The organism is Exiguobacterium sp. SL-10 (assembly GCF_004337025.1).
GTDB lineage: Bacteria > Bacillota > Bacilli > Exiguobacteriales > Exiguobacteriaceae > Exiguobacterium.
The window spans coordinates 96,740-109,630 of the sequence record NZ_SJUP01000009.1 but is presented as its reverse complement, the minus strand read 5'-3'; the positions used below and the strand labels follow the sequence as shown (position 1 = coordinate 109,630).

13 protein-coding genes and 1 pseudogene are annotated in these 12,891 nt (G+C 52.0%); 5 read left to right on the top strand and 9 right to left on the bottom strand.

The window, feature by feature from the left end; all coding sequences use genetic code 11:
• Window positions 1–130: pseudogene (locus EVJ33_RS15645) on the top strand (transposase); the annotation flags it as partial.
• A gap of 145 nt (window positions 131–275) precedes the next feature.
• Here the strand turns inward: EVJ33_RS15645 and EVJ33_RS11210 are convergent.
• On the bottom strand, window positions 276–1,241 hold the full coding sequence (locus EVJ33_RS11210) for a DHH family phosphoesterase (protein ID WP_131437158.1): 966 nt from the start codon (window positions 1,239–1,241) through the stop codon (window positions 276–278).
• Between the two features lie 77 nt (window positions 1,242–1,318).
• Between EVJ33_RS11210 and EVJ33_RS11205 the strand changes: the two genes are divergently transcribed.
• Window positions 1,319–1,633: a YtpI family protein gene (locus EVJ33_RS11205; protein ID WP_236634605.1), complete on the top strand. Its 315-nt coding sequence runs from the start codon at window positions 1,319–1,321 to the stop codon at window positions 1,631–1,633.
• A 45-nt stretch (window positions 1,634–1,678) separates the two neighbouring features.
• On the opposite strand, the gene EVJ33_RS11200 is transcribed toward EVJ33_RS11205, so the two are convergent.
• Window positions 1,679–2,989, bottom strand: coding sequence for a DRTGG domain-containing protein (locus EVJ33_RS11200; protein ID WP_034778238.1), 1,311 nt, complete (start codon window positions 2,987–2,989; stop codon window positions 1,679–1,681).
• A 161-nt stretch (window positions 2,990–3,150) separates the two neighbouring features.
• Here EVJ33_RS11200 and EVJ33_RS11195 point away from each other — a divergent pair, with 161 nt between their 5' ends.
• Window positions 3,151–4,248: a M24 family metallopeptidase gene (locus tag EVJ33_RS11195; protein ID WP_131437156.1), complete on the top strand. Its 1,098-nt coding sequence runs from the start codon at window positions 3,151–3,153 to the stop codon at window positions 4,246–4,248.
• A gap of 45 nt (window positions 4,249–4,293) precedes the next feature.
• On the opposite strand, the gene EVJ33_RS11190 is transcribed toward EVJ33_RS11195, so the two are convergent.
• A complete protein-coding gene (locus EVJ33_RS11190; protein WP_131437154.1) occupies window positions 4,294–5,016 on the bottom strand; it encodes a metallophosphoesterase family protein in 723 nt (240 codons plus the stop codon).
• Window positions 5,017–5,028: 12 nt separating this feature from the next.
• Window positions 5,029–5,754 carry an SDR family oxidoreductase gene (locus EVJ33_RS11185; RefSeq protein WP_131437152.1) on the bottom strand — a complete coding sequence of 242 codons (726 nt, stop codon included), beginning with the start codon at window positions 5,752–5,754 and terminating at the stop codon, window positions 5,029–5,031.
• 183 nt (window positions 5,755–5,937) lie between these two features.
• Between EVJ33_RS11185 and EVJ33_RS11180 the strand changes: the two genes are divergently transcribed.
• Entirely contained in the window at window positions 5,938–6,375 is a 438-nt protein-coding gene (locus EVJ33_RS11180) for a universal stress protein (protein ID WP_021065608.1), read from the top strand.
• Window positions 6,376–6,429: 54 nt separating this feature from the next.
• On the opposite strand, the gene EVJ33_RS11175 is transcribed toward EVJ33_RS11180, so the two are convergent.
• The 4 genes from EVJ33_RS11175 to tpx form a co-directional block, all read right to left on the bottom strand.
• Window positions 6,430–7,023 (bottom strand): 3D domain-containing protein, encoded by a 594-nt coding sequence (locus tag EVJ33_RS11175; protein ID WP_131437150.1) that lies wholly within the window; start codon window positions 7,021–7,023, stop codon window positions 6,430–6,432.
• A 433-nt stretch (window positions 7,024–7,456) separates the two neighbouring features.
• Window positions 7,457–8,668 carry an acetate kinase gene (locus tag EVJ33_RS11170; protein WP_131437148.1) on the bottom strand — a complete coding sequence of 404 codons (1,212 nt, stop codon included), beginning with the start codon at window positions 8,666–8,668 and terminating at the stop codon, window positions 7,457–7,459.
• Window positions 8,669–8,794: 126 nt separating this feature from the next.
• On the bottom strand, window positions 8,795–9,682 hold the full coding sequence (locus tag EVJ33_RS11165) for a class I SAM-dependent methyltransferase (RefSeq protein WP_034778248.1): 888 nt from the start codon (window positions 9,680–9,682) through the stop codon (window positions 8,795–8,797).
• A 99-nt stretch (window positions 9,683–9,781) separates the two neighbouring features.
• Window positions 9,782–10,270, bottom strand: a complete 489-nt coding sequence (gene tpx / locus EVJ33_RS11160; protein WP_131437146.1) for a thiol peroxidase — start codon at window positions 10,268–10,270, stop codon at window positions 9,782–9,784.
• A gap of 155 nt (window positions 10,271–10,425) precedes the next feature.
• Between tpx and EVJ33_RS11155 the strand changes: the two genes are divergently transcribed.
• Window positions 10,426–11,244, top strand: a complete 819-nt coding sequence (locus EVJ33_RS11155) for an NAD kinase (protein ID WP_201739703.1) — start codon at window positions 10,426–10,428, stop codon at window positions 11,242–11,244.
• Between the two features lie 43 nt (window positions 11,245–11,287).
• On the opposite strand, the gene EVJ33_RS11150 is transcribed toward EVJ33_RS11155, so the two are convergent.
• Window positions 11,288–12,868 (bottom strand): amidohydrolase, encoded by a 1,581-nt coding sequence (locus EVJ33_RS11150; protein ID WP_131437142.1) that lies wholly within the window; start codon window positions 12,866–12,868, stop codon window positions 11,288–11,290.
• Window positions 12,869–12,891: the final 23 nt, after the last annotated feature.

Genomic DNA, 12,891 nt, shown 5'->3' with positions numbered 1-12,891 from the left:
GGAGCGCTCGTTCGCCGACGGGAAGGAGCTCCACGGTCTCCGCTTCACGTTCTACCGGGGGAAAGAGGCGGTGGACCGCGCCAACCTGGTGGCAGCGACCGCACAAAATATGAAGAAACTGGCCAACCTGTTGGCCGAAAACGACCGTCTACATAGCATTTATTCAATTTTATGTCGGGCAGAGCGCCTCGAGCTCGTTGAACACAAAAAAAGACGAACCCATTCGCCAAAAGCGAATGGGTTCGTCAACAGCCTGAAGAGAGCTGACCAACGGGTCAGCTCTCTTCTGTTTCGAACGTGAACGGTGCCGCGACTTCATCAAGTGCCGCAATCACCTCGTCCATTTCTTCCCATTTATCGATTGTGGCCCCGGCTGCCATCGGATGACCGCCGCCCCGATAGCGCTTCGCCACATCATTAATGACCGGTCCTTTTGAACGGATCCGCACCCGAATCTCTTCTTTGTTCTCGACGAACATGACCCAGCATTTCAGTCCTTCGAGGCCTGAAAAACTGTTGACGAGCAAAGACGCTGCTTCCGGTGTCGCATGGAACGTACGCAAGACGTCCGCATCGATTTTGACATAGCCGACACCCGCCTCCGTCACGTTAACGTTTTGAAGTACGTAACCTTGGAGCTGCAACGTCGCCAAGTTCGTCTTGTACATTTGACGGTACAACCGATTCGTATCGATACCGTATTTAATCAACGCGGCAGCGATTTCAAACGTGCGCGGTGTCGCATTGCGGAACTGGAATCGTCCCGTGTCACCGACGATTCCGGCAAACAATAGGAAAGCGGACGCTTCGTCAAGAGCAAGGCCCCACATCCCCGCAAGTTCGGCGACCATCTCCGACGTTGAACTGACCGTCGTGTCGACGATTTGATGCGCCGCATATGCGTCTTCATCAGGATGGTGGTCGATCTTGACGACCGTCTTGCCCGACAAAGCATGCGGTCCATCAATCCGCTCATGGTTAGCCGTGTCGAGTACGATGACGAGCGCTTCTTTATACATGTCCGGTTCGACGTGCTCCATCTTACCTAAAAACTCTAAGTCACGGACGATACCGCCGACGACGTAAATCCGTTTCTCCGGATAGGCGACCTCTAACATCCGTTTTAATCCGAGCTGACTGCCTAGCGCATCCGGGTCGGGACGGACGTGTCGGTGAATCATAATCGTGTCCGCCGCTTCAATCAATTTCAATATCGTTGTTGCCTCTGGCCAATGTGCCATAGCCATTCCTCGCTTTCTTGAACACTATTCTATGGTATGATGATAACAGATTACACGTCTGAAAGGGGTTTCTTCACTTGGGTCAACTAATTATGATCGGACTCATTTTGTTTTCGTTGGGCGCCTACTTCGTTTCAAAACGACGCGCCTATTTGACGAAGACACCATACCGGAAAGCGCTCTTTAACACCCAAGCGCTCATCTGGCTGAGTTTGTTCCTCGCACTCTTCGCGATCAACCAAATGATTGGCGGACTCGGGCTCGGCTCGACAATCGGCTGGATTGTCAGTATCGCCATGCTCGTCCTAGGGCTCGGCAACGCTGTCGTCGGATTTATCCGGTACCGTAAAATCTATCCGCTCGCTAACGAAGAGCCAATCAAACAATCATAAGAACAGACAGAAACGAGCTGATGATGGCATCAGCTCGTTTTTTTGTTAGCGGTCAATCAATTGCGCCGTGACGAGCGCTTTGGCAACGAGTTGTGTGCCTTGCGTCATCTCGACGTCGACTTTTCCGAACTTCCGGCCGAGATCGAACACGTTGGCCGAAACGCGGATTTGACTCTCGATTTGAATGGGTTTCATGAAATAGACCGTGATATTTTCGACGACGAGGTCGCCTTTTTTCATATGACGCAGACTCCGTGTCGCCCCTTCGACGAGCAGTGTCGTCAAAACACCTGACGACGCCGTCCCCATATGGCTCGTCATTTGCGGCGCGACCTCGACGGTGAACGCCGTCCCGTTCGAGTTCGGGTCTTCTTTCAATTGATTCGTGATCATATTGTCGAACGTCTCACCGACTTGCGGTTGGCGGTTGGCGAGTTGGAGCGCCTTCAAGACGTCTTGACGGCTGATGATCCCGAGCAGGCGGCCATAGTTGTCGACAACCGGCAACATCTCGATGCCTTCCCAAACCATTTGGTGGGCCGCATTGGTGACGCTTGTCTGAACGCCTACGGTGATTGGACTTTTCGTCATCACTTTCTCGATTTCGGTGTCATGCGGACGATCGATCAAGTCTTTCGCCGTGATGACCCCGACGACTTTCATCTGCTCATCGATGACAGGATAGCGGTTATGTTTCGTCCGTTCGTTCAGTTCATGCCACCGTTTGACCGTATCATCTACTTTCAAATAAAACGTGTCATGAAGCGGGATGACGATGTCCGATACGAGCAAAATTTCTTTTTTGATCAGACGGTCATAGATGGCCCGGTTGATCATCGTCGCGACGGTAAAACTATCGTATGACGTCGAGATGACAGGCATATGATATTTATCCGCCATCCGTTTCACTTCATCGGTCGTGTCAAATCCCCCCGTGATCAACACGGCACCCCCGGACTGGAGCACGAGCTCATGCGCCTTCTCTCGGTTCCCGATGATGACGAGCGAGTCGACGTCGATGTAACGCATCATCGCTTCGAGCTTCATCGCCCCGATAACGAACTTCGAGAGCGTCTTATGGAGACCGTCTCGGCCGCCGAGTACTTGTCCGTCGACGATATTGACGACTTCGGCGAACGTCAATTTTTCGATATTCTCTTTATGCTTGCGTTTGATCCGGATGGTCCCGACCCGTTCGATCGTCGACACAAATCCTAAATTCTCCGCTTCTTTAATAGCCCGATATGCCGTTCCTTCTGATACCGCCAACTCTTTTGCGATTTGGCGGACCGAAATTTTGGACCCGACATCGAGCGACTCGATATGTGCTATGATCTGTTCATGTTTTGTTGTCATGTCACGAGTCCCTTTCCTTAATACATTTTCTGTCATCCTCAGTATACTGTATCAGTCGTACTTCTTCAAACTGTACTACTGAAATGGTGACATTTCCTTTCCGTTTTGGAAAACGTTATAATGAGATAGAACGCCACTGAACGAGAAGGAAGGGAAACGAGTTGAATCAACGAACCAACCATATTGCACAATCTTTGGCCACGAAAGGGTTAGACGCCGCTTTCGTCACATCAAAAGCATCGGTCTTTTACTTTTCAGGAGTGTATGCCGAAGCGCACGAACGGCTCATCGCAATCCTTGTCTTGAAGAACGGAACGACCGCGATCGTTTGTCCGGCACTTGAAAAAGGAATCGTCGAAGCGAGCGAGTGGAATGGCGACATCGTCACGTATATGGATCATGAAAATCCATGGGACAAAGTCGTCAAACTGTTCCTTGACCAACAGATCATCCCCGAGCGCATCGGGGTAGAAGGTGAGCATTTGACGTACAACCGCGTCGAACAGCTCCGCGCCGGGTTCGCCGGATTGTCAATCATCGATTTGACGGAAGAACTACAAGCACTTCGCATGATCAAGTCTCCAGACGAAGTCCGCTTGATGAAGCGCGCCGCCGAACTCGCTGATATGGCGATTGAAGCGGGGATTCGCGCATTGCGTGAAGGCGTGACCGAACTCGAGGTCATCGCAGAGATTGAATATGCGATGAAGAAACAAGGTGTCCGCGAAATGTCGTTCGACACGCTCGTCTTGTTCGGCGAGAATAGCGCCGACCCACACGGTGTCCCTGGGAACAACCGCTTGAAAAAAGGCGACTTCGCTTTGTTCGACCTCGGTGTCATTTGGCAAGGATATGCCTCGGACATCACCCGCACCGTCGTCTACGGTGAGGCGAGTACGAAACAACGGGAGATTTACGAAACCGTCCTCAAAGCCGAGGAAGCTGCGATCGAGATGGCGAACGTCGGGACAACGCTCGGCTCGATCGATATCGCGGCCCGTCAAGTCATCACGACGGCCGGGTACGGGGAATACTTCACGCACCGTGTCGGCCACGGCATCGGCATCGAAGTACACGAGTTCCCGTCGATGGCCGCCAATAACGATATGACAGCCCAAGTCGGGATGACGTTTACCGTCGAACCAGGAATTTATCTTCCTGGCGTCGGTGGTGTCCGCATCGAGGACGATATCGTCATGACCGAGAGCGGTCCGATTCTCTTGACGAGCTTCCCGAAAGACCTGCAAGAAGTCAATTGAACCCTATACAAAAGACCAGCCAAAAACGGCTGGTCTTTTGTCATCTCAATAAAACAGACGTAGCATGACGTCTCGTTGTGGCACGTCACGGCGTTCCATCGTTTCAAGGAACGAGCGTTTGTCGTACGACACGGCTTGTGGTTGAATCGTCATGCCCGCCTCCCCCCACTCGAGGATACCATAGCGGGCCAAATCGTCCCGGGCGACGCCGAGCGCTCCTGGATTAAAATAATGTTTCGTTTCATCCTGGAATATATGCGTTGGATGATGATGTCCGAAACAGATGACGTCCGTCTCATATGTCCCGTATAGCGCCTGCATGTTCGGGAGTGTCGCCTCTAGGATGTCGTGGAACGGTTCCTTGGTAATCGGCACGTTTCGCTTCTCGGTCGGGATATGATAATGGATGCCGTACACATGGGTCCCGTCGACAACACGTTCGATTGTGCGCGGCAACTTGAAGAGCGCCTCCGCATAGGCAGATGTCAACGTGCGCGCCACCCACTCGTGATGCGGTCGGGTATGCGCGTAGCTGTCCGGATGGCCCTTCCCAGCCAGGAGCGACAAAACGGCCTCATCATGATTGCCCGTGATCATGTGCACACCTCGGTCGAGGAGGCGCGCCATCACTTCGTTCGAGTCGGGTCCCATCGCAATCATGTCCCCCAAACTCCATATTTGGTCAATCCGTTGGCGGTCCAGTTCGGCAAGTACAGCGTCGAGTGCTTGGACGTTGCCGTGGATATCGGTCAATATGGCTAACTTCATGCAGCCCACTCCTTATTTCCGGTATTGATGAACGACGTTCACACCGCCGGTCACATCGATGACGGCGCCCGTGACCATATCGGAATCGCGCGCGAGCAAGAACAGAATCATCCGTGCGATATCCTCACCCGTCCCGTGACGGCCGACCGGCGTTTGATCATCCGGCTCGGCCGCTTCGATGCGCATCTCTTTTTGTGCGCCGACGATGTTGCCCGGATTGATCATATTGGCCGTGATCCCATGAGCAGCCTCCTCGAGCGCGACCGACTTCGTCAAACTGACAAGTCCCGTTTTCGCTGCCGCGAACGCCGATCGATGAATCCAGCCTGGGGCCGTCGCACTCTCTGGGAAACCGTACGTGATGATGCGGCCGAACTGTTTCGCCCGCATGTTCGGGATCGCCCGGCGCATCAGCCAAAATGAGGCCGACAAGTTACCCGTGATGACCTCGTCCCATTCTTCGTCGGACAAGTCGACGAGACATTTCCGCTCAAAGATATAGGGGCCCGCGTTCAAAATGAGTGCGTCTGGATCTCCGAACTTGGCCACCGCTTCATCATAGGCACTCAGGACGGCCTTGCGGTCCGTCAACGGCGCCTCGATCATATGTAACCGCTCGTGGTCCCAATCAATCGGCTTTCGTTGCAGCACACTGACGTGCCAGCCTTCTTCTAACAGTCGTTCTGTCACAATGCGGCCGATCCCTTTTGCACCAGCCGTGATGACTACGTGTTTCATCGTCATCCCTCCTCTGTATCATCTTACCCGTTCCGTCTGCTCATTTCCAAACTTCAACCTGTTGAATGAGAAAGTTGTGAAAAATTCACACGTTTCTGAAAGAACCGGGCGTGAATTCAAGCAGAAGTGGTATACTATACATGTAAGCCGCACGTACATTTCAAGCGAAAGGTTGGGATTTACATGGCAATTGTCTACAAACATATTCTATCTGCCGTCGACGGCTCGAAAGAGGCCGAGCGTGCATTTGAAACAGCAATCGACGTCGCCCTTCGAAACGATGGCAAGCTGTATATCGGTCACGTCATCGATACACGGACGTTCGCCACGGTCGAAGCGTATGACCGGACGATTACCGAGCGTGCTGAGACGTATGCGAAGGAGTTGCTCGAGGATTACGTCAACCGAGCGAAAGAACGTGGTGTCAAAGAAGTCGAGACGGTCATCGAGTATGGCTCTCCTAAAGTGACGATCGCTAAAAAAATCGCACCGAATCATGACATTGACCTCATCATCTGTGGAGCGACCGGTTTGAACGCCGTCGAACGCTTCTTCATCGGTAGCGTCTCTGAAAGCATCGTCCGCTATTCGAAGTGTGACGTCCTCATCGTCCGCCAATAACATGATTAACAAAAAGGGCCATCGCATGTGCGATGGCCCTTCTCGTATGCCCGATTATAAGACTTTGACGGTGACCGTCTTGCGGCCGAAGTTAATGGCCGCACTTTGTGAGTACATCAAAATGTCGATTTTGTTGCCTTTGATGGCGCCGCCTGTATCGGCCGCTGTGTATGTGCCCATCAACTTCCCGCCGACGTACACTTGTACTTTCTTACCGAGCGGGATGACGCGCGGATCGACCGCGATAACGTTACGTTTTTGAGCCCGGACGTTCCAGCCTAATGCCGTCACGCCTGAACAGCCTTTACAATATGGTGTGTAAGCCGAAGCGTTCATCTTGTATGTTTTCACACTAGCCTTCGTCACCGATGCTTTCACGGTACGTAAGTATTTAGTAGCGATCCAACCGGACTTGCCTTTGTAGTTGACGCGAGTCCAAGACCCTTTTGAGCCAGTGCGCTGAAGTTTTTGACCTTTGTTGATTTTGCCGATGACTTTTCCGTTCAGTGAAGCTGCCGAGCGGACATTCAATCCGTTGACCTGGCTTTGGGCGTAAACTTTTGAAGACGCCTCTACTTGTTGTTGTGGTAAGAGCATTGCGAGTGTCATGACCGTCAGTAGTAAGACCGTTCCAATTTTTTTGAGCATGTGGTTTGTCCTCTCCTAGTCGGTTTGTGAGTTGTATGTTCATGGTGTCGAATCTGTGGTGCCGTGTTCACTGTCACATATCGCATGTATGACTGAATGTTTCGTCCAGATAACTATATGACGAAACATGACAGTGTGCGTTTACAACTAAAATTCATTTGAGTGTCAGGAAAGTTACGGTTAGATTACAAAACCGCCATCTTTTAAAGGTAGATGACGGTTTTAACAAGAATCTTTCGTTTTTGTCATATTAACTTCCAATTAAAGGGATTCATATATCTAGTTTGTTACGGAAAGCACCTTTTTTTACGCCGAATGTTACAAACGAGATCAATTCATTCAGCCCATTGTCACACGATGATCTTGCTTTATGTGTCAAAAGCACTAAAAAAACATCCGTCCCACAAGAATGCGGGACGGATGTTTTACTAACTTAAACGTGTGACTCAACGAGGTTAGCGATGCGAACAGTATCGCGTGCGATGACCAACTCTTCGTTCGTCGGGATGATGATGACTTTGACCGGTGAGTGCGGGTAGTTGATGAACAACTCTTTGCCGCGCGCTCCGTTGTTGAGTGATGGATCCCAGTAGACACCCATGAACTCAAGGCCACGAAGGATACGCTCACGAATGACGTCCGAGTTTTCCCCGACACCAGCTGTGAAGATGATCGCATCGACACCGTTCATCTCTGCCGCATACTGACCGATATAGCCGTGGATACGGTTCGAGAAGATTTTGAGCGAGACTTCGGCACGGTGGTTGCCTTCAGCAGCAGCTTGCTCGATATCACGCAAGTCACTCGAGATACCCGAGAGACCGTAGACACCTGACTCTTTGTTCATGACGTTCAATACGTCTTCAGCCGACTTGCCTGTCTTCTGCATCAAGAACGGGATGAGGGCTGGGTCAAGTGATCCCGAGCGCGTTCCCATCGTGATTCCTTCAAGCGGTGTAAAGCCCATCGTCGTATCGATCGAACGACCGCCGGCAACCGCTGCGATTGACGCACCGCTACCAAGGTGGCACGAGATCAAGCGAAGGTCTTCAAGCGGACGACCGAGAAGTTCTGCCGCACGTTGTGTGACGTACTTGTGGCTCGTTCCGTGGAAACCGTACTTACGGACGCCATGCTCCGTGTAGTACTCGTACGGAAGGCTGTATAAGAAGTTTTCTTCCGGCATTGACTGGTGGAACGCCGTATCGAAGACAGCAACTTGTTGCACGTTCGGCAAAATCGCCTGGAACGCGCGAATCCCTGTCAAGTTCGGTGGGATGTGGAGTGGTCCGAGCTCAACGAACGATTCGATGTTCTTCATGACTTCATCATCGATGACGACCGAATCCGCATACAATTCTTTCCCGTGAAGAACACGGTGGCCGACTCCTGCGATTTCATCGAACGACTGGATGATATCCAAGTCAATCAATTTCTCGAGCGAGAGCTCGACCGCTTCTTTATGTGAATGAAGCGGTGTGACGATATGGAACTTTTGTCCTTCACCATATTTAATCGTGAAGATCGCATCTTCTTTTCCGACACGCTCGACGAGCCCGACGGCGAGCATTTTCTCAGATGGCATTTCGAGAAGTTGGAACTTTAATGACGAACTACCTGCATTGACTGCCATAATTTTTGTCATGTCATACACCTCTTACCTTTCGATTTAAACACGAGTCTTTATCTGTTCTCTTAAAAACCGATAACTGTATCATAATGAAGATACTTGATATGGCATATGTTTTTCAAGTCTTTTGCCCAATAAAAATTATGTTGTTTTAAACCAATCATCAATCTGTTTCACAATATTGGCAACTGCACGGACGTCCGTGAACGATGGCAACTCGACGAGGAGCGCTTGTTTCGGGCGTTTGACGCCTTCCCCGAGCTTTTGTAACATCAATAGGCTCTTCGCATATCGCTCATCTTTGAACATCGTCGTCGGTAGTTGCAGAACCCCTTTAACGACGGCCTCACGGTCCATCCACTGTTTTAATTTCCCTTCGTCATCCTGTTCAAACAAATTGTTCGGGATGACGAAAATACCATGCGCGCCCGGTTTCAAATGGCGCATCGCTTGTTCGATCAACAAGAAGTGGGAATACGAGTGACCCTCTTCTCGCTTCAAGGCATAGCCAGAAGCCACCTCATCGTTCGGGTAATATCCGATCGGCAAATCGACGAGCGCCAAGTCACTCGGTTCAACGAACAACGGCGCGAGCGCGTCTTGGTGGAAATACGACACCGGTTTTCCGAGCAAGTTGCTGATCGCGTAAGACAGACGAAGCATCGTCTCATCCACTTCGACAGCTTGAGCGGTAGCATCTTTCAATTGCGTCAACACGGCATGGACGAGTGTGCCCGTCCCGCTTCCGAGTTCGAGCACGCTTGCCCCGTCTTTGACGAGCTTCGTCGCCAAGTAGCCGATGAACAGGCTGACAGCGTCCGGTGTCGGTTGGTGGTTCGGCGGGAGCGTCGTCGTCTCCTCGAGGACGAGCAGACTGACCGCTTTACGGACGTCATCCGTCTTCTCTTGTTCCACATCGACCCGTTCAAACACTTCAATCAACGCCTCGAGCGGTAACAAGTCAAGGTCGGTCGTCAGCTTCTTCGCTTCTTTCTTCCAATCACGATACAATTGTTCAAATCGTTCCATCTTCGATCATCCTTTCCATACAAAACCGGCCCTCTGATGGAGAGCCGGTCGGTTCACTTCTATAAGTGTAAGCGATTCGTGGTCATTTCGCCAAGTGAATCAGTTTGCTTTGTCAAACGCTTCGAGCGCCGCATCGAAATCGACCTCATCTGTCATCTCATCCATGTACTCGACGTACTGGACCGTGCCTTCCGAGTCGATGACAAACACCGAGCGCGCGAGGAGACGGAGCTCTTCCATCAATACGCCATACGACTTCGCGAATGACTGGTCGCGGTGGTCCGACAACATGATGACGTTATCGAGTCCCGAGGCCGCACACCAGCGACGTTGGGCGAACGGCAAATCGTTCGACACGGTCAAGACGGTCCCGCCGAGCGTTGCCGCTTTTTCATTGAACGCACGCGTTTGTGCATCACAGACGCCTGTATCGATCGACGGGACGACACTAATCAATTTTTTCCCTGGGTATGACGCGAGCGTCACCTCTTCAAGTGCCGTCGTGAGTGCTGTAAAGTCTGGTGCGGCATCTCCGACTTTGACCGGATTCCCTTGCAGTGTAACGGTATTGCCTTTAAATGTTGGCATCGTTTCATCCCCTTTGGTTTGATTTATACTACTTTATCATATCGATGGTGCCGTCTCGATGACAAGCTTCCTGCCTCAGACGGCCTGATTGTGATTTTCCCTATATCGAGCGTCTAAAACGCTGTATAATGTAAGAGACTCAATTGACAAAGGGGATGACATGGATGAGAAACAACGTTTATTTGTACCATCGTAACGTCAACGACTTTACGAAAGAGGTAAAGAAACTAATCGAGATCGGTGAGAAACACGGCTTCAACGTCGTCAATCGTCCGGAAGACGCCAACATCATCGTCGCCATCGGGGGAGATGGCGCGTTCCTGCAGGCCGTCCGCTACACCGGCTTCCGTCAAGATGCCATCTACGTCGGGTTCGGGCGCGGCTTGAATGAGTTTTATTGCGACTTCGATATACATAAGCTCGACGAAGTCGATCGCTTGTTCTCGGACAACAGTGCTCGCATCGAAGCCGGCCTTGAAGTGCGGAAATATCCGCTTTTATCGGCGTCGATCAATGAATCGACACCGATGCTTTGTTTGAACGAAGCCTCAATCAAGTCGAGTATTATCAAATCACTCGCCATTGAGGTATATATCGATAACCTTCACTTCGAGACGTTCCGCGGTGACGGCATGGTCGTGTCGACGCCGACCGGATCGACGGCTTACAATAAGTCGCTCGACGGCGCAATCGTCGATCCGCTCATTCCGTGCATGCAAGTGAGCGAGATCGCGTCGGTAAACAACAACCGTTACCGGACACTCGGTTCCTCGTTCATCGTCCATGACTCTCGCAAACTGTCGCTTCGTATCGTCGAGGACGGGAACGACTATCCGATCATCGGGATGGATAACGAGGCGCTCAGCTTGAAGTATACGGATCGCATCGATATCGAGCTCTCTGACCAAGTCGTCAAAACGGTCAAGTTGAAAAACAACTCGTTCTGGCACAAAGTACAACGCTCGTTCTTCTAAACGACGAAAGGCTAGCCGTCCACATGGACGGCTAGCCTTTTTATTACGCGTTGACGACGTCGGCCTCGTATACCGGCGTGCCGTCGACGACTGTCATAACGAGTCGGTTATCGAGGATATCGCGTCCGTGAAGTTCGAAGAAATCTTCTTCCCACACCGTGAACGTCGCGTTATAGCTTTGAATCAATAGACCGTCGCGTCCGTGCGTGCCTGTGGCGACACGCGGTGCGTAGGTGAAGCTACGGAGTGCCTCATACATCGACAAGCGTTCCGATGGATTGAGCGCGCCCGCCCCCTCGAACGATTGCCGGGTCACGGCCCCATACAGGCCTTTCCGCACATCGACCGAAGAAATCGGGGCGTCACTGCCTCCGAGGACGAGCGCGCCCGTATCGAGCATCGATTTGAAGCGATAGGCGTTATCGACACGGTCGTTGCCGAGTCGGTCGAATAACAAGTTCATATCGTCCGATAAGAAGATCGGCTGCGCATCAATCAACACCGGCAGCGCCTGGATTCGCTTCAACAAAGCATCGTTCAAGAGCGAGGCATGGATGATTCGGTCCCGCGTCCCGCGCTTGGCTGGATACTTCTCGAGCAACCCAATAAATTGTTCGGCGGCGGCATCCCCAATGACGTGGGCTGCCACGTTCATGCCATACGAGCGCGCCTTTTTGACGAGCGCCTCAAGGTGGTCCGGACGATGGACCTCGATCCCGCGCTGACCCGGTTCATCCGTATACGGTTCCGATAAAAGTGCCGTCCGTCCCCCGAACGACCCATCGACGAACAGCTTCATCGCCCCAAAATCGAAACGCGGTCGTTTCGCGAGCGCGTCGTGACGAATCAATTGATCGACGACTTGTTCATGAACGAGCAGATGGGCATGGAACGGAAGATCTGCCAACACGTCCTCATACGCTTGAATCGTCTCAACCGGGTCACCATGGTAGAACAGGTCTTCCGTATGGGCGCCGACAATCCCGTGGGCGAACAACGAGTCGATGGCCCGGTGGAGCGAGGCGACATTTTTCTCGCGATTCCCGCCGAGTTCTTTATGGAGCAAATCGAGTGCCGCGTCATAGAGTACCCCGTTCAACTTCCCGTCCGCGTCACGTCCGAGCTTCCCGCCTTCGATGACGGTATGATGGATCAGCCCCAGCCGTTCTAACCCTTTCGAGTTAACGACCGCAACGTGGCGACAAACGCGTTTCAAGACGACAGGACGGTCCGGGATGACAGCGTCAATCATCTCACGCGTCGGCATCTCGCCGAGCAGACGATCATTGAACCCCTCCGCGACGAGCCAATCGTCACCTCTATCACTACCGTCCTTTTGCTTCATCGTTTCGAGTAACACATGCAAATCCGTCGTTTCGGTCGCATCGATGCGGTCGAGCGCTTCGCCGTAGCCGATCAAGTGGATGTGTGAGTCGGTGAACGCCGGATAGACGCTCTTCCCTTCAAGATTCACAATTTGCTTGATTCTTCCGGCGTATGTACGACGAAGGTGGCCTTCTTCCCCCAGTTTCAATATCCGGCCGTGCTCGACATACATGGCGCGAGCCTGTTCATGCTCTTTGTTCATCGTATAAATCTTTCCGTTAACCCATAGCGTTCCCATCACAAAATTCCTCCTCGATTCAA

Bases quoted from the DNA above. Each gene is read 5' to 3' on its own strand.
- EVJ33_RS11210 (WP_131437158.1), bottom strand. From the start codon at position 1,241: ATGGCACATTGGCCAGAGGCAACAACGATATTGAAATTGATTGAAGCG.
- EVJ33_RS11200 (WP_034778238.1), bottom strand. From the start codon at position 2,989: ATGACAACAAAACATGAACAGATCATAGCACATATCGAGTCGCTCGAT.
- EVJ33_RS11190 (WP_131437154.1), bottom strand. From the start codon at position 5,016: ATGAAGTTAGCCATATTGACCGATATCCACGGCAACGTCCAAGCACTC.
- EVJ33_RS11185 (WP_131437152.1), bottom strand. From the start codon at position 5,754: ATGAAACACGTAGTCATCACGGCTGGTGCAAAAGGGATCGGCCGCATT.
- EVJ33_RS11180 (WP_021065608.1), top strand. From the start codon at position 5,938: ATGGCAATTGTCTACAAACATATTCTATCTGCCGTCGACGGCTCGAAA.
- EVJ33_RS11175 (WP_131437150.1), bottom strand. From the start codon at position 7,023: ATGCTCAAAAAAATTGGAACGGTCTTACTACTGACGGTCATGACACTC.
- EVJ33_RS11170 (WP_131437148.1), bottom strand. From the start codon at position 8,668: ATGACAAAAATTATGGCAGTCAATGCAGGTAGTTCGTCATTAAAGTTC.
- EVJ33_RS11165 (WP_034778248.1), bottom strand. From the start codon at position 9,682: ATGGAACGATTTGAACAATTGTATCGTGATTGGAAGAAAGAAGCGAAG.
- tpx (WP_131437146.1), bottom strand. From the start codon at position 10,270: ATGCCAACATTTAAAGGCAATACCGTTACACTGCAAGGGAATCCGGTC.
- EVJ33_RS11155 (WP_201739703.1), top strand. From the start codon at position 10,426: ATGACATGGATGAGAAACAACGTTTATTTGTACCATCGTAACGTCAAC.
- EVJ33_RS11150 (WP_131437142.1), bottom strand. From the start codon at position 12,868: ATGGGAACGCTATGGGTTAACGGAAAGATTTATACGATGAACAAAGAG.